This is a genomic window from Pseudomonas sp. QS1027, assembly GCF_002814235.1.
Lineage (GTDB): Bacteria > Pseudomonadota > Gammaproteobacteria > Pseudomonadales > Pseudomonadaceae > Aquipseudomonas.
The window spans coordinates 1-15,166 of the sequence record NZ_PHSU01000032.1 but is presented as its reverse complement, the minus strand read 5'-3'; the positions used below and the strand labels follow the sequence as shown (position 1 = coordinate 15,166).

19 protein-coding genes and 1 pseudogene are annotated in these 15,166 nt (G+C 59.3%); 10 read left to right on the top strand and 10 right to left on the bottom strand.

The window, feature by feature from the left end:
• Positions 1–9 precede the first annotated feature (9 nt).
• Both CWE01_RS26475 and CWE01_RS26470 read right to left on the bottom strand, forming a co-directional pair.
• Complete coding sequence (locus CWE01_RS26475) at positions 10–669, bottom strand: CoA transferase subunit B (protein ID WP_100943506.1); 660 nt, start codon at positions 667–669, stop codon at positions 10–12.
• Positions 670–706: 37 nt separating this feature from the next.
• A complete protein-coding gene (locus CWE01_RS26470; RefSeq protein WP_100943505.1) occupies positions 707–1,405 on the bottom strand; it encodes a CoA transferase subunit A in 699 nt (232 codons plus the stop codon).
• A 141-nt stretch (positions 1,406–1,546) separates the two neighbouring features.
• Between CWE01_RS26470 and CWE01_RS26465 the strand changes: the two genes are divergently transcribed.
• From CWE01_RS26465 to CWE01_RS26445, 5 genes are all read left to right on the top strand, one after another.
• On the top strand, positions 1,547–2,449 hold the full coding sequence (locus CWE01_RS26465) for a LysR family transcriptional regulator (protein WP_100943504.1): 903 nt from the start codon (positions 1,547–1,549) through the stop codon (positions 2,447–2,449).
• A 69-nt stretch (positions 2,450–2,518) separates the two neighbouring features.
• Complete coding sequence (locus CWE01_RS26460) at positions 2,519–3,079, top strand: DUF4174 domain-containing protein (RefSeq protein WP_100943503.1); 561 nt, start codon at positions 2,519–2,521, stop codon at positions 3,077–3,079.
• Positions 3,080–3,122: 43 nt separating this feature from the next.
• A complete protein-coding gene (locus CWE01_RS26455; protein ID WP_100943502.1) occupies positions 3,123–3,893 on the top strand; it encodes a class I SAM-dependent methyltransferase in 771 nt (256 codons plus the stop codon).
• Positions 3,894–3,964: 71 nt separating this feature from the next.
• The gene (locus tag CWE01_RS26450; RefSeq protein ID WP_100943501.1) at positions 3,965–4,360 is read left to right on the top strand and encodes a GFA family protein; all 396 of its coding nucleotides are present in this window, start codon (positions 3,965–3,967) and stop codon (positions 4,358–4,360) included.
• A 160-nt stretch (positions 4,361–4,520) separates the two neighbouring features.
• Positions 4,521–5,306 (top strand): sulfite exporter TauE/SafE family protein, encoded by a 786-nt coding sequence (locus tag CWE01_RS26445; RefSeq protein ID WP_100943500.1) that lies wholly within the window; start codon positions 4,521–4,523, stop codon positions 5,304–5,306.
• Positions 5,307–5,309: 3 nt separating this feature from the next.
• Here the strand turns inward: CWE01_RS26445 and CWE01_RS26440 are convergent, their stop codons facing one another.
• A complete protein-coding gene (locus CWE01_RS26440; RefSeq protein ID WP_100943499.1) occupies positions 5,310–6,206 on the bottom strand; it encodes a LysR family transcriptional regulator in 897 nt (298 codons plus the stop codon).
• A gap of 129 nt (positions 6,207–6,335) precedes the next feature.
• Here CWE01_RS26440 and CWE01_RS26435 point away from each other — a divergent pair, with 129 nt between their 5' ends.
• The 4 genes from CWE01_RS26435 to CWE01_RS26420 all read left to right on the top strand — a co-directional run bounded on the left by CWE01_RS26435 (position 6,336) and on the right by CWE01_RS26420 (position 9,118).
• Positions 6,336–7,034: a pirin family protein gene (locus CWE01_RS26435; RefSeq protein WP_100943498.1), complete on the top strand. Its 699-nt coding sequence runs from the start codon at positions 6,336–6,338 to the stop codon at positions 7,032–7,034.
• Between the two features lie 2 nt (positions 7,035–7,036).
• On the top strand, positions 7,037–7,924 hold the full coding sequence (locus CWE01_RS26430) for an SDR family NAD(P)-dependent oxidoreductase (RefSeq protein ID WP_100943497.1): 888 nt from the start codon (positions 7,037–7,039) through the stop codon (positions 7,922–7,924).
• 145 nt (positions 7,925–8,069) lie between these two features.
• Positions 8,070–8,348, top strand: coding sequence for a HigA family addiction module antitoxin (locus tag CWE01_RS26425; RefSeq protein ID WP_100943496.1), 279 nt, complete (start codon positions 8,070–8,072; stop codon positions 8,346–8,348).
• Positions 8,349–8,491: 143 nt separating this feature from the next.
• Complete coding sequence (locus CWE01_RS26420; RefSeq protein WP_100943495.1) at positions 8,492–9,118, top strand: LysE family translocator; 627 nt, start codon at positions 8,492–8,494, stop codon at positions 9,116–9,118.
• Positions 9,119–9,160: 42 nt separating this feature from the next.
• On the opposite strand, the gene CWE01_RS26415 is transcribed toward CWE01_RS26420, so the two are convergent.
• The 4 genes from CWE01_RS26415 to CWE01_RS26400 form a co-directional block, all read right to left on the bottom strand.
• A complete protein-coding gene (locus tag CWE01_RS26415; protein WP_100943494.1) occupies positions 9,161–9,562 on the bottom strand; it encodes an ester cyclase in 402 nt (133 codons plus the stop codon).
• 58 nt (positions 9,563–9,620) lie between these two features.
• Entirely contained in the window at positions 9,621–10,379 is a 759-nt protein-coding gene (locus CWE01_RS26410) for an SDR family oxidoreductase (protein WP_100943493.1), read from the bottom strand.
• A 183-nt stretch (positions 10,380–10,562) separates the two neighbouring features.
• Positions 10,563–11,468 (bottom strand): LysR family transcriptional regulator, encoded by a 906-nt coding sequence (locus CWE01_RS26405; protein WP_100943492.1) that lies wholly within the window; start codon positions 11,466–11,468, stop codon positions 10,563–10,565.
• Between the two features lie 127 nt (positions 11,469–11,595).
• On the bottom strand, positions 11,596–12,696 hold the full coding sequence (locus tag CWE01_RS26400) for an alkene reductase (protein WP_100943491.1): 1,101 nt from the start codon (positions 12,694–12,696) through the stop codon (positions 11,596–11,598).
• Positions 12,697–12,846: 150 nt separating this feature from the next.
• On the opposite strand from CWE01_RS26400, the gene CWE01_RS26395 reads away from it, so the two are divergent.
• Positions 12,847–13,731, top strand: coding sequence for a LysR family transcriptional regulator (locus CWE01_RS26395; protein WP_100943490.1), 885 nt, complete (start codon positions 12,847–12,849; stop codon positions 13,729–13,731).
• A gap of 169 nt (positions 13,732–13,900) precedes the next feature.
• Here the strand turns inward: CWE01_RS26395 and CWE01_RS26390 are convergent, their stop codons facing one another.
• From CWE01_RS26390 to CWE01_RS26380, 3 genes and pseudogenes are all read right to left on the bottom strand, one after another.
• Entirely contained in the window at positions 13,901–14,422 is a 522-nt protein-coding gene (locus tag CWE01_RS26390) for a GNAT family N-acetyltransferase (RefSeq protein ID WP_256579420.1), read from the bottom strand.
• Positions 14,380–14,679, bottom strand: coding sequence for a DUF1778 domain-containing protein (locus CWE01_RS26385; RefSeq protein WP_256579418.1), 300 nt, complete (start codon positions 14,677–14,679; stop codon positions 14,380–14,382). The genes CWE01_RS26390 and CWE01_RS26385 overlap by 43 nt, the downstream gene beginning before the upstream one ends.
• Before the next feature lie 315 nt (positions 14,680–14,994).
• Positions 14,995–15,166: pseudogene (locus CWE01_RS26380) on the bottom strand (ribonucleotide-diphosphate reductase subunit beta); the annotation flags it as partial.

Genomic DNA, 15,166 nt, shown 5'->3' with positions numbered 1-15,166 from the left:
CATTCCTCATCAGGAAAACTGCATTTCAGGCACGTGGTCGGGAACGATCAGTTTACCCGCGGTCTTGCTGACAATCTCTTCGACGCTGACGCCAGGCGCCCGCTCCTTGAGAATGAACGCACCGTTTTCGATTTCCAGGTAGGCCAGGTCGGTCAACACGCGCTTGATGCAGCGAGCACCGGTCAGCGGCAGGCTGCAACGCGACAGCAGTTTCGACTCGCCGTCCTTGGACGCATGGGTCATGGTGACGATGATGTTGTCCGCGCCGGCCACCAGGTCCATGGCGCCGCCCATGCCCTTGACCAGTTTGCCGGGGATCATCCAGGAGGCGATATTGCCTTCGACGTCGACTTCAAAGGCGCCGAGCACCGTCAGGTCGATATGGCCGCCGCGAATCATCGCGAAGGACTCGGCCGAGGAAAAGATCGACGCGCCGATACGGGCGGTGACGGTTTGTTTGCCGGCGTTGATCATGTCGGCATCGACTTCGTCATCAGTCGGAAAGGCGCCCATGCCGAGCAGTCCGTTTTCCGATTGCAGCATGACTTCCATGCCGGCCGGGATGTAGTTGGCGACCAGGGTCGGAATACCGATGCCCAGGTTCACGTAGTAGCCGTCCTGCATTTCGCGGGCGACGCGCTGGGCCATTTGTTCGCGGGAAAGTGCCATGTTCTTGTTCTCCGTTAGTCGAGGGATGGGCCGGGGGTCACTTGCGCACGGTGCGCTGTTCGATGCGTTTCTCGAACGTGCCGCAGATGATCCGGTCGACGTAGATGCCAGGGGTGTGGATCTGCGCCGGGTCCAGCTCGCCGGGTTCGACGATTTCCTCGACTTCGACCACGGTGATCTTGCCGGCGGTCGCGGCCAACGGGTTGAAGTTCTGGGCGGTGTGGCGATAGATGACATTGCCGAAGTGGTCGGCTTTCCAGCCTTTGACGATGGCGAAGTCGCCGGTGATGGACTCTTCCATCAGGTACGGACGGCCGTTGAATTCACGGGTTTCCTTGCCGTCGGCGACCGGGGTGCCGACCCCGGTGGCCGTGAAGAAGGCCGGGATACCGGCGCCACCGGCGCGCATTTTCTCGGCCAGGGTGCCTTGGGGGGTCAGCACCACTTCGATTTCACCGCTGAGCAGTTGTTTTTCGAAGAGGGCGTTTTCACCGACATAAGAGGCGACCACTTTACGGATCTGCCGGTCTTCCAGCAGCACGCCGAGGCCGAAACCGTCGACGCCGCAGTTGTTCGAGACCACGGTCAGGTCACGGGTGCCTTTGCGCTTGATCTCGGCGATCAGGTTCTCGGGGATGCCACACAGACCGAAGCCGCCACTCAGGACTGTCATGCCATCCTCGAGCCCGGCCAGGGCTTCTTCATAGGAAGACACGCGTTTATCGAAACCTGCCATATGCACCATCCTCTTGTTGTTTGTCGGACTCGCCGTTGGAGGTCAGTGTTGCTCCGGGAGATATATTTGTTAAGTTGATTTTTAGGGTCGATTGATTGATAAAGATCAACAATACCCTTTTCTTCAGTAGAGACCTCGTTCATGACCGTTAAACAGCTTAGGGCCTTTCTTGCCGTTGCCCAGAGCCTGAGCTTCGCCGTGGCGGGCGAGCGTCTCTATTTGTCGCAATCGGCCCTGAGCCTGACCATCAAGGCCCTCGAAGAAGGCCTGGGCGGGCGGCTGTTCAGCCGCAACACGCGCAACGTCGCGTTGACCCCGGAAGGCGAGGTCCTGGTGCCACTGGCCCGGCGCCTGATCGCCGATTGGGACAATGCCGAGGATGAATTGCGCCAGCGCTTCACCTTGCAGCGTGGTCGCGTGACCCTGGCCGCCATGCCGTCATTCGCCGGTAACCTGCTACCACCGATCCTCAAGACTTTCCGTGCACGCTATCCCCAGGTCAATGTTACGGTCAACGACGTGATCAACGAGCAGGTGCTGGAGATGGTGCGTGATGGCCAGGTGGAACTGGGGGTGGCCTTCGAGCCGCAGCAGGGCTCGTCGCTGACCTTCACGCCGCTGTATATCGACCGTTTCGTCGCCGTGGTGCCGGCGGATTCGCCCTGGGTCGATCAGGCGCAGATCGATTGGCCCACCTTGCTGACGCAACCCTTCATCACCTTGCAGCGCCCGTCCACGGTACGGGTGATGCTGGAGGAGCATCTGCGGGCACGGGACATGAGCTTGCCGGTGGAATTCGAGAGCCATCAACTGGCTACGGTAGGGCGGATGGTCGCCAGCGGGTTGGGGGTGAGCGCGGTACCGGCGTTGTGTGTCGGGCAGATGCGCGAGCTGGGCGCGCGCTGCATCACCTTGTGCGATCCGGTGGTCGAACGGGCCATCGGTGTGCTGACCAAACCCGGCCATGAGCTGTCGGCGGCGGCCCAGGCATTGTTCGATGTGTTACAGGAGGAAAGATCAAGTTACTTGAATTTCGAAAAATAACTGCGTTGCGTGTGGACCTTTTCCGGCGATGCGCAATCATTACCCCATGAATATCCGAAGGAGGTGTGTATGTTCATCCGGTCTTTGACCCTCGCTGTACTGTCCATCGTTGCTGCAAGTCCCGTCTGGGCGGCCGATGATCCGTCTCCGCTGGCCCAGGATCTGGGGAAGAACCGCCCGTTGATCGTGATTGCGCCGAGTACGGTGGATCCCACATTGGTCAGCCTGACGAAGGCCATCGCTGACCCGGCCAACAAGAAGGACATCGATGATCGTCAACTGGTGCTCTACGAAGTGGCCCAGACCGTCGGCAAGCGCGCGGGCAAATGGATGGAGCAGCCAGCTACCATGGCACTGATTCGCGGGCTCAAGCTGGGGGTCACGCCGGAGGACAAGTCCACGGTGATCCTGGTGGGCAAGGACGGCGTGCAGAAGATCCTCGAACACGATGGGCCGATTGCATTCAAGGATGTGCTCAGTGCGGTCGATGCCTTGCCGGCCTCGGAGAAAGCCACTGTCGCGCCTGCGCCACCGGCGCCGCCTGAAGCCAAGCCGGCGAAGGGTGCAAAAGGTGCCAAGGCCGAGAAGGCCGGTAAGCAGGCTGCGCCGCCCCAGGGGCTGGATGACTGACGCTGGGCTGTATTTATCGGGTTAATCCAAAGAGGTTATGGTCATGTCGGGCGTTCACAAGGCAGCACAAGTCGGTTTCAGCGCTGAAGCCAAAACTTATGCCCACGGGCGTCCTGACTATCCTGCCGAGTTGCTGTCGTGGTTGCGCGACAGCCTGGGTATCGTGCCCGATGCGCAGGTTATCGATCTGGGGGCCGGCACTGGCAAGTTCACTCGGCTGCTGGCGACGACCGGTGCCACGGTGACGGCCGTCGAGCCGGTCGAGGCCATGCGGGCCGAATTGGTTGCACGCCTACCGACGGTTCGGGCGCTGTCGGGGACTGCCGACGCCATACCGCTGGAGTCCGAGGTGGGCGATGCGCTGCTGTGTGCCCAGGCGTTTCACTGGTTTGCCCATGAAGCGGCGCTTGCCGAGATTCACCGGGTACTCAAGCCGGGCGGACGGCTCGGGCTGGTGTGGAATGTGCGTGACGAGTCGGTTGACTGGGTGGCCGCCATTACCCGGATCATTACTCCTTACGAGGGCGATACCCCGCGTTTTCACACCGGTGCCTGGCGCAAGCCATTCAACGGCCACTACTTCTCGGCGCCGGAGCTGAGTTGTTTTGAATACAGCCATGTGGGCACGCCCGAGGAAGTCATCATCGACCGCTTTCTGTCGGTCAGTTTTATTGCGGCATTGCCCGCGGCGGAAAAGGCACAGGTCACCGAGCAGCTTCAGACCCTGATTCAAAGCCATCCGGCCTTGCGCGGAAAAGAGATCATTGCCTTTCCTTACCGGACCGAGGCGTATCGCTGCATCCGCCTGGACTGATACCGGCTGGCCAGCTTGACGCCCGCTGGTTAGGATCGTGCCTTGAAACGGATCATGGTCAAGGAGCGGGTATGAAGGGCAGCTGTGCTTGTGGGGCCGTTGAGTATGAAATCGACGCTATCGATATGCCGATCGGGCATTGTCATTGCCACACCTGTCGCAAGACCCACGCGGCCGCGTTTGCGACCACCGCCGGGGTCAAGCGCGGGCATTTTCGCTGGCTCAAGGGCCAGGAAGCACTGACCGCCTATGAATCCTCGCCGGGCAAGCTGCGTCATTTCTGTTCGCGGTGCGGCTCGCATTTGATGGCCGAAAGACCGCATCTGCCTGTGGTGATCGTGCGTGTCGCAACCCTGGATGACAACCCGGGCGTGGTGGCCGAGCATCACATCTGGGTATCCCATGATGTGCCGTGGTTGCAGTATGACGGGCTGGCCGAGCATTCGGAGTGGCAGCCGGGGCGTTGACTGGATGGCTCCGCGCCAATAGGCGGATTGTGATCCGCAGCGCTCGCGTGTCGCGATGGTTATAACGTTAGATTATATTTATATAAAGAGTCATAACGTTAGCCGCTATGCTGCCCGCCAGATTTTTATGTCGTCTCGCTAGATTCTCCAGGGCTTGCTAATGGATGTCGGTAATTTCGGTTTTGTCGTTGCAGGCTTGGTGGTCGGGTTTATTGTCGGGATGACCGGCGTCGGTGGCGGCTCGTTGATGACGCCGATCCTGCTGTGGTTCGGCATCAACCCGGCCACGGCCGTGGGCACGGACCTGCTCTACGCCGCGATCACCAAGTCCGGTGGTGTTCTGGTTCACCGGAAGAACGACAATATCGACTGGAAAATTACCGGTTGGTTGACCCTGGGCAGTGTTCCGGCAGTGCTGTTGACCTTGTGGTTTCTGAGCAGCCTGCATACCGCGCCCGAAGCCTTGAACAGCATCATCAAGCAATCGTTGGGTTTTGTGCTGTTGCTGACGGCACTGGCGGTACTGTTCAAGAACAAGTTGCTGGCGTTTGCCCATCGGCGTGGTGTCGATCACTCGAAGATCAGTGACTCGAAGTTGAACGGGCTGACGGTATTGACCGGCCTGATCCTCGGCACCATGGTCGCCTTGACCTCCATCGGTGCCGGCGCCCTGGGCACGGTGGCCTTGTTTATCCTCTACCCGTTCCTGCCGACCCGGCGCCTGGTGGGCACTGAGATCGCCCACGCGGTGCCGCTGACCCTGGTTGCGGGTTTGGGGCATGCAAGCATGGGCAATATGAATTGGGAGCTGCTGGGCTTCCTGTTGATGGGCTCGTTGCCGGGGATCTACATCGGCAGCCATCTGGCCGGGCGAGTACCCGATGGCATCTTGCGGCCTTTCCTGGCGGTCATGCTGTTTTCCATCGGCTATAAGCTGGTGTTCTGATCGCTATCTGTTGAACCCGGCGAGCAGGGCGTCCAACACACTGCGCACGGCGGGAACCATGCCCCGCCGCGAGGGGTAGATTGCGTGCAGGCTGCCGCTGGGCGATGGGCATTCGGGCAGGATTTGCACCAGGCGGCCCTGCATCAGATCGCTCTGAACCAGGCTGCTCGGTAGCTGCGCGACACCTATCCCCCTCAAGGTTGCTTCCAGCAGTGTTTCCAGGTCATCGGTGGCCATCCTTGGCTGGTGGGTCAACACGACGGGGTGCGGCGCCTGGAAATGCCACTGATACTTATTGTTGGTGTTGGCCATGGCCAATGTTGGCATACGCGCCAGATCGTCCAATTGCGTGAGCGGTGCATGCTGTGCCAACAAGACCGGGCTCGCGACCAGGATGCGCTGGGAGGTCAGCAGTGGCAGCAGCGTCAGTTCGGAGTCATCCAGTGGCAGCAGGCGTACGCGCAGGGCGATATCCAGTCCTTCCTCAATGACATCGACACGCCGGTTGGTCGCATCCAGCATGATTCGCACCGACGGGTTGTCCTCCAGGTATTGCGTCAGGATAGCCCTGGCGCCCATCTGCAAGACCCCCAATGGACAACTGATCCGCACCAGGCCTTGTGGCGAAGCCCGTGTCTGGTCGATGGCTGTCTTTGCCGCCCGGGCTTCCTCCACCAGGGCCACGCAATGCTGGTGAAACAGACGGCCGGCGTCGGTCAGGGAGACACGTCGCGAATTGCGATTGAGCAGGCGCACGCCCAATTCCGCTTCGAGTGCACTGACACGGCGGCTGAGCTTCGACGTTTGCAGCCCCAGCGCCTTCGCCGCGGCCGTAAACCCGCCGTGATCCACCACCTTGGCGAACAGGTACATATTGTTCAAATCCGTCAGATGGTCCATTGCCTGTCTCGTGCTGGTCTGATCGTTCTATTTTCTACAAGGTATCGTTGCTTTTACAGCGGTTCTTCTTTGTTCGTTTCAATTTTATGCTCTTTAACGCGGCAATCAGCCGCTTTTTCAGGAGCTGAAATGTTGGAGCATCGATTCAAGGCCGACCTCGGCGGTGGCGACTATGGCTGGCTCAAGGCTCGCCATCATTTCAAGGTGACGGCCGACGGCAATCCCACACACCGTCCGCTCGGGGCATTGGTGGTTTGGAACGACGACGAGATTGCCCCGGGCACCGGGTTCCCGATGCATGGTCATGAAAGCATGGAGATCGTTTCCTACGTGCTGGAAGGTGCGGTGAGCCATCGCGACAGTCAGGACGGGCAGGGCCGCACCGAGGCCGGTGACGTGCAGGCGATGAGTGCCGGGACCGGCATTCGACATCAAGAGCGCAACGAGGGAGAGGTTCCGTTAAGGCTGTTCCAGATCTGGTTGCGGCCGCGGGAAAACGGTGGGCTGCCCAACTGGGGCACGCGTCCTTTTCCTAAGTCTGATCGGGCCGGTCAATGGGCGGTGCTGGCCAGCGGGAGGCCCGACGATGAGGGCGCCTTGCCGATCCGCGCCGACGCTCGTGTGCTCGGAGCGACGCTCAAGGCCGGCCAGTCCCTGAGCCATTCCTGGTGGATTTCCCGCCATGCCTATCTGGTGCCGACGCTTGGTGCGGTGAGCGTCAACGGAGAGCGGGTCGAGGCGGGTGACGGGATTGCCATCACCGAGGAGTCGATGCTGATTGTCGAGGCGATCGACGATACCGAAGTCGTACTGGTCGAGGTGTTTTGAGCATGAAGACGATCATCATGACCGGCGGGACTTTCGGTCTGGGGGAAGCGACAGCCAGGCAATTGAGCGCCACCCCCGACACCCAGTTGATCCTCGGCGGGCGAGAAACCCGTTTGCCGCTGGAGTTGGCGAGTCTGAACAGTGTCCGGCAATTCGCCAGGCAGGTGCTCGACATGCTGGGCAAGACGAAGATCGATGCCCTGGTACTCAACGCCGGGCTCAGCTTTCCCAAGGCCGCGCGCACGCTGGATGGTTACGAGACCACCTTTGCGGTCAATCACCTGGGCCACTACTTGCTGTTGCGTCTGCTGGCGCCGGCGTTGGCGCGAGATGCCATTGTGGTGATCACCACTAGTAACACCCATGATCCGCAGTTCAGTCCGGTTGCGCCGTTTGCCGTTGTTGATGCGCAACAGCTGGCGCAACTGGATCTTGGTAAAAGCGCGCAGGGTAGCGTGGCGTTCGAGCCCGGGTTTCGCGCCTACGCCACCTCGAAGTTGTGCAATCTGCTGACGGCCCGTGCCTTTGCGGCTTCATCCGAGGTCAAGGCGCGGCGTTTGCGGGTTGTGGCTTACAACCCGGGTTATATCCCCGGCACAGGGCTGGGACGCAATTTGCCTGCCGGAGCGCTTCCGGCGCCGGCCATGGCATTGAGTCCCTACTTTGCCGATGTCATGCGTATACAAGCCGGGGAGGTCCTGGCCGATCTGGCGCTGGGGCGGATTGTCCCGCCGAGAGGGCGGATTTATGCGTCCCTGGTGAGGGGGGAGCTGACGTGGCCGCAGCCGTCCGAATTGGCTCGTCGTGACGATGTGGCGCAGAAACTGTGGAGTGACAGTGCGGTGTTGGTGGGGATGGGGGGCGCTGGGGAGGCGCAGTCAGAGTCGTAAGTGCGTTCAATATTCCTTCGTGATTTGCGCCTGATATGTCGTGTTGTTGATGAGTTTTCCTGCTGGCGCAAATATTGTGCTCCGTGAAGCAATAGTTCACGCTATTGGCCGATTACCTGGGTTTTCACTGTAAAGGAGGTCATCGATGGCCATGCACAATCCTCCACATCCTGGTTTCATGATTCAGGAGATGTTGCCGGAGCTGAATATCAAGATTGCCGAGATGGCTCGGCGCCTGCATTTTTCGCGTGAAATGCTTTCACGGGTGATCAATGGCCGCGCGCCCATCAGTCCTGATCTGGCTGTGCGTCTGGAGCGTTCCGGTTTGAGTACCGCCCGTTTCTGGCTGGGCCTGCAGATGAACTATGACTTATGGCAAGCCGAGCACCGTGAGCAACCTGTAGATCGTCTGGTCGCTGCCTGAGTCTCGAGAAGTCGCTTTGTGCAAGGGTGAGAGCACCGACAAGAGTCCTCGACTTTCCCCAGTACGTTGCTACTTCATCGCAGATTGCTTTTCAGGATCGATTCAGGATAACTGGAACCCTCCGTATCTTGAGGTGAAACACGATGTTCGGTCTGGAATCTGTTGCGACCTACATCGCTGTAGTCATTGGCCTTTTTTTGATCCCAGGTCCAGCGGTGCTGCTGGTGGTCACGCGTACCCTTCAAGGTGGCCGTAAAGCAGGCATCTTGTCGGGGCTTGGTATTGCTTCTGGCGATCTCATCCACACGCTATGTGCGGCACTGGGGTTGTCGGCGCTGTTGATGACTTCTGCGCTGGCCTTTAACGTCGTCAAGGTAGTGGGGGCTTGCTACCTGATTTATCTTGGCGTGCGCGCATTTCTCGCAAAGCCCAGTACTGCTGAGAAGCCTGTATTAACCCAGGTGACACCGGCCAAGGCGTTTGTTCAGGCCGTGGCTGCGGAAGTACTGAATCCCAAGACGGCCATTTTTTTCCTGGCGTTTCTTCCGCAATTCGTTCATCCGGAATCGGGCTCCCCTCTGGTCCAATTTGCCGCGCTGGGTTTGATTTTTTCGGCGCTTAGCGTGGCGTATACCAGCCTCATGGTCATTTCTATTCGCCCTCTGAGCCAACGGCTCAAAGGCCTTTCCAAGCTACGCCAATGGGAAGGGAAAATAGTCGGCACGCTGTTTATGTCGTTGGGACTGAAGGTGGCTTTTCAGCACCGATAGATTAAGCCATCAGTGCTGATGACTGAGTGATTGTCAGGGATATCAGCCTGGAAACTGATCGCCGAACATGGGATGACCACCGACGGAGCTTTCGCGCGTCGCCTCGTCCTGGATGACATCCCAATGTTCGACCATCACGCCGTCCTCAAGGCGCAGGATATCGACCACGATCCAGTTGGTCGGCTGTCCGAGGCCAGAGAACCGGCCATGCAGCATGACAAAATCGCCTTCCGCTACCGCAAGCTGGCATTCGTAACGCAGGTCGGGCGGTCCCGCAGCGACCAGTCCAAACAATCCCTCGCGACCTGCGGGCACATGAGCACTGTGTTGGGTATAAGAGGGCGACCAGAAGTGTTCGGCCGCAACCAGATCCTTGCGATTGAATAGGGTTTCGAAACCTTCGAGAACGATGGCCTTGTTCTCGGTTGCTGTGCGTGTGCTCATGGTCTTGATCCTGTTGGTGATGTGAGGGGCGGACGACCGCTGGGGTCGCCCGGCGCGGTCAGCCGAAAGCCGGACCGTTTGCGATCATGTCGTTGAACTGGTTGACCCACGCATGCTCGTTCGGACCAGGGTTGGCACGCATGGCCTCGGCCGGGGCGACAAGGATTTCATCCACGCCGCTTTCGAACTGTTTCATCGCTTCTGTAATGAATTGATCGAGAGGAATGGCACGCTCTTCCTCGCTGCTATCGAGCAGCTCGGTGCGTACCCAAGGTGGCGCGATTTCGACCAGTTGGATGCCCTGTTCCCGCAGCAGATAACGCTGTGACAGCGTGTAGGAATGGAGTGCGGCCTTGGTCGCCGAATAGACCGCCGTCACGGCCATTGGCACGAAGCCGAGAACCGAAGAGACGTTGACGATCACCGCATCAGGCCGTGCTTTCAGATGCTCGATCAGTGCCGAGGTCATGCGGATCGGGCCGAGCAGGTTGGTGGTGACGGTCGACAATGCGAGTGCATCGTCCACGGGTTTGTCGGCGTGATCCAGCAGCATGATGCCGGCATTGTTGATCAGCACATTCACGTCCGGGTAACTGGAAATGAGCGTTTGCGCTGCCGCCTGGATGCTGCCCGGATCGGTGATGTCGAGCTCAATGGCGCCCATGCCGGGGTTGGCGTCGAGAGTCTCCTGTAGCCGCTCTTTGCGCCGGCCGGAGATGATCACCTGGTTGCCGAGTGTGTGGAAGGCTTCGGCCAGGCCTCGGCCAATGCCGGAGCCGCCGCCGGTGATGAAGATAGTATTGCCGGTCATACGCATGACACTTCTCCTGAAGAGGGAAAATAAAGGCCGTTCAGCGCGACGCCCGGGTGAACAGGTCGACCGATGCGTCGTGCAGGCTGGTGGCACTAAATTGACAACTTCAGCGAGGGCTGAGTAGCCACTCTTTTTCGCTATCTTCTATGCGCGGGATGCATAGGCAAGGCTGCGATCGCCATCAAGCTACACGCTCGAAGTGTCACGGCCCTCACCAAGAAGGTTGGCTACAAGGTGCTCGATCAAGGCCCGGCCGGCACTCCGGGTGCGCGAACCATGGGGGAAGTAGGCGTGGACAGGGACGGACTCGGTCTCCCAATCGGTGAGCAGTGGGACGAGCTCACCCCTTTCTAGCTCGCGTCGGCAAGCCCAGGCCGTTGTCGACGTGATCCCCAATCCAGCGGCCGCGGCCGCGACAGCCCCCTCATTTTCGTCGGTTGAGAAGTGAGCCGCGAGCTGAATGGTCCGAGTCTCTCCGTTGCGGGTGAACATCCAGCCGCTCGGGACAGTCGAGGCAGGCCCCGCGATGATTCGATGGGATTGCAGGTCTTCCGGTGTCGTCGGCTCCCCAGCGGCGCGCAAGTAGGCGGGGGAGGCGAGAATGAATCGGGGAATCGTCATGATCTGACGGCTCGTTGCACTGGAATCCAACAGGTGCCCGAGCCTGATCGCCACATCGATATTTTCGCGGACCAGATCCTGCCAGTGATCGGCGAGCATGACCTGGATATGCAGGTTGGGGTGTATCGACGCGAACGAGGCCATACGCGGAATGATTTCCCTCACGCCGATGCTTGTTGGCATGCTGATCCGGACGACGCCTCGCAGTTCTCCACCGCCGCGGACGCTCTGTTCAGCTTCTTCCACCGCGGCAAGGATGGGCTCTATGCGCGACAGAAAATCCGCGCCCGCTTCAGTGGGCACGACTGCGCGTGTCGATCTGGCCAATAGCAGGGTGCCGAGATCGGCTTCGAGTTCGGCAATACTCCTGGAGACCTGGGATTGAGAAAGACCCACTTCGCGTGCCGCGGCCGAAAAGCTGCCCAGTCGTGCCACCCTTGTGAAGAGCCTGTAGGTGAATAGGTCCTTCATAAGGCTTGGCTCCTCCCATCGGCCAGAATGCACGCTGACAGACGTTTGCGTGATAGGCGTACAACCCCATTGCTGAGGTTATGGACAGCTGGGGCACTATGACCCCAGTGACTAGTGGTGCGGATTATTATGCCGCTTCGGTATGGAAAGGATAGTCCGTGTAACCCACCTCTGTGCCGCCGAAGAACGACTCGCGGTCGTACGGGTTCAGCGGCCAGCCGTTGCGCAAGCGCTCTGGCAAGTCAGGGTTGGCGATGAAGTGGCGCCCAAAAGCGACCAGGTCGGCATCGCCAGCCTCAAGGATCGCTTTGGCCGAATCACCGGAGAAGCCGCCCGCAGCGATAAGGGTGCCCTTGTAGTGCTGGCGGATAAGTTGGGACGCCAACGGATTCTGGTCCCGGCGCTCGTCCTCGATGACACCCAGGATGCGTGGCTCGATCAGATGCAGATAGGCGAGGTCCAGTTTGTTCAGTTCGCGTGCGACATAGGTGAACAGGCCAACGGGGTCGCTGTCGGACATATCGCCGAAATTGCCACTTGGCCCCAGGCGCACCGCCACTCGATTGCTGCCCCAGACGGAGATCACCGCCTCTGCCGTTTCCAGCAGGAACCGGCTGCGGTTCTCGAACGAGCCACCGTAGCTATCCGTACGTTTGTTGCTGCCATCCTGCAGGAATTGATCGAACAGGTAACCGTTGGCCGAGTGCAACTCCACGCCGTCGAAACCGGCTGCGATACCGCGTACGGCCGCGTCGCGGAAGCTTTCCACCAGACCGTGGATTTCAGCGATGGTCAATTCGCGCGCCGGGCTGCCGGGAGTCCAGCCGGTTTCGGTGAAGGCCAGGCCGCCGTGGTCCACGACGGAAGGGGCCACCGGCTGGTCGCCGTTCGGCTGCAGCAGGCTATTGGACTGACGCCCCGCATGGTAGAGCTGCAGGAAGATTTTGCCGCCCTTGGCATGGACGGCGTCTGTTACAAGCTTCCAGCCGGCGATCTGGCTGTCGTCATACAGGCCGGGGGCACCGAGGTAACCGTTACCGTTGGGTGCGGCGATAGTCGCTTCGCCGATCAGCAGCCCGCCGGCGGTGGTACGCTGGGCGTAGTACTCGGCCATCAGTTGGCCGGGAATGGCTCCGGGTTCGGCGCGCATGCGGGTAAGCGGCGCCAGGACGACGCGGTGGGCAATTTGATAAGGGCCTACATTGATGCTCGTATGCAGTTTGGACATGAATCGATTCCTGTCAGTAGTGGGGCCGATGCGAGCAATATAGGGATGCGAGTGTTGAAGAAAAATGGCTCGCGGGGCCGAACATTTCGGACGGTTCTTCCGTAATCCCGCCTTGTGGGTGGGGTACTACCGGGGCAATCAGGAAAGGTGATGGAAAGTCTGAGCGGTATTTCGATGTTCGTGCAAGTTGCCGAAACGCGCAGCTTTACCGAGGCTGGCCGGCAGTTGGGGGTGTCGTCCTCGACCGTGGGCAAAACCATCGCCCGGATGGAAGAGCGCTTGCGTGTACGTCTGTTTCACCGCAGCACACGCAGTATCACGCTGACTGCCGAGGGGACTCTGTTCCTTGAGCGATGCCGTCGCATCCTCAATGAGGTTTCCGCTGCCGAGTCCGAGCTGTCAGGTCTGGCCGGTAGCCCGCGTGGACGGCTTCGCGTGGGTACTCCTCTACTGAGCGACCTGATGATGCCGGCCTTTGATGGGTTCATGGAGCGGTATCCGGAAGTCGAGCTGGATATCGATTTTTGCGATCGAATGGTCGATGTGATCGAAGAGGGGTTCGATGCGGTGATTCGGACCGGCGAGCAAAACGATTCTCGTTTGGTCGCGCGTCGCTTGGGTTCCTGCGCGCATGTGCTGGTGGCGTCGCCCACCTATCTTGAGCGGCAGGGCGTACCTACCTATCCGCGTGAACTGGAACGCCATTTCTGCCTGCAACACAAGTTTCCCTCAACAGGAAAGCTGGAACGTTGGCCGCTGCGGCTTGAAGCATCCGAGGCCGAATTGATGCTGCCCGCCACGATGACGTCGAACACCATCGAGCCCCTTGCCTATGCCGCCATCCAGGGCAGAGGCATTGCCTTTCTGCCTGTTTTCCTGGTGCGCGAAGCGCTGGAAAGTGGCCAACTGGTAACCGTGCTGGACGACTACCTGGACCGCGAGGTGGTCTTCTGGATGCTGTGGCCAGCCAGCCGCTATGCTTCGCCCAAGCTGCGGGTTTTCATTGACTATATGAGTGCGCATTTGCGCATCTGAGACTGCCGGCAGGGGGCCATAACCTGTCATCACCTTGGGCAGTACATCCTCGGCAACGATAAAATCGAATAATTGGTGTTCATCCGCAAGATGTGGGCGGCCGTCAGACCTCTGCTCTCAGGTCGACACAAACGGAAAAGCCCTGGGCGAGGGCAGGGCCTTTCGGTATCTATTGCAGCGGTAGCATCATTGTTATGGGGGAGACGCCGGGGCAGGGGATGAAGCCGGCGTGTCGGGCATAAAAATCTGCGAGCCGGTCATTCAGGGGATGGACCAGAACGGCTGTTGAGCCCACTGTTTCGGAGGCGTTGATACAGCGTTCGATTGCATCCTGCAGCAGGTCGATAGCATAACCGTTGCCCTGAGCGACGAGACTGATGCCCATCCGGCCGATGATGGTAACGGGATGCTGTCCCGGCGAATTACGTTGCCGACTCTTCGGTACTACGGACGCGCGCATGACTGATCCGTTGGATAGGGTGTAGTAGCCGATGACCTTCTGGGTACCTTTGAGACAAATCACATAGACCACCGCGTTTTTGGCGGCCTGGGCCTTATGTGCTTTCTTGATGAGGTATTCATTGACCGAGCTTTCACCACAATCGAAATCGTTCAGATCGTGTTGTTCGCTTAGCCTTACGGGAGCGCTCAGCTCCAGCGTTTTGGCCTTGCCAGGAGTTTTTGCAGGCACTGGTTCCCTCGCACCGGGTTGTCTTCCAAAGCTTTCTCGAATGAGTCAAACGCGCCCTCATCGAGTACGAACAAGCGCTTGTCGAGGATGACCTCTTCGGCTTTCTGGCAGGCGGCTTCCAGAATGAAGCTGGTACGGTCACGGCCTGACAAGGCAGCAGCGATATCAATCAGATTTCGTTTCTTGATGTCTGCCCGCATATTGATAGGTACGGGCTTTTCTTTCGTCGGTTCTGGCTGGCTGGTCTTCAGCATCATAAAACCCTCTATGGGGGCGCTCTCTGTCGTCGGCAGGTGGAGCAGACCTGCGGCACAATCGTAGCATTCCTGTGTATCAGATGTAAGTGTTGTGTATCTCATTGATATACGGTCTCTGCTATGAGTTGTGTTCGAGCGTGGATGCCAGCCAGGCGTTGATGCGCGCTTAGATTGCACTCGGAGTTTGAGGGCGTCCACACATCGAAACCTGCTGAAACAAAGGCTTTACGCAGTGCCCAGACACAAACAAAAAAGCCCTGAACAGGTTCAGGGCTTTTCGGTATTTCAGCTATTCACCCAAGGTGAACAGCGGCATCAATCCCAGCTCAACGCCCCACCAGTCTGATACTCGATCACACGCGTCTCGAAGAAGTTCTTCTCTTTCTTCAAGTCCATGATCTCGCTCATCCATGGGAACGGGTTGGTAGTGCCTGGGTACTCTTCCTTCAAGCCGATCTGCGACAGGCGACGGTTGGCGATGAACTTG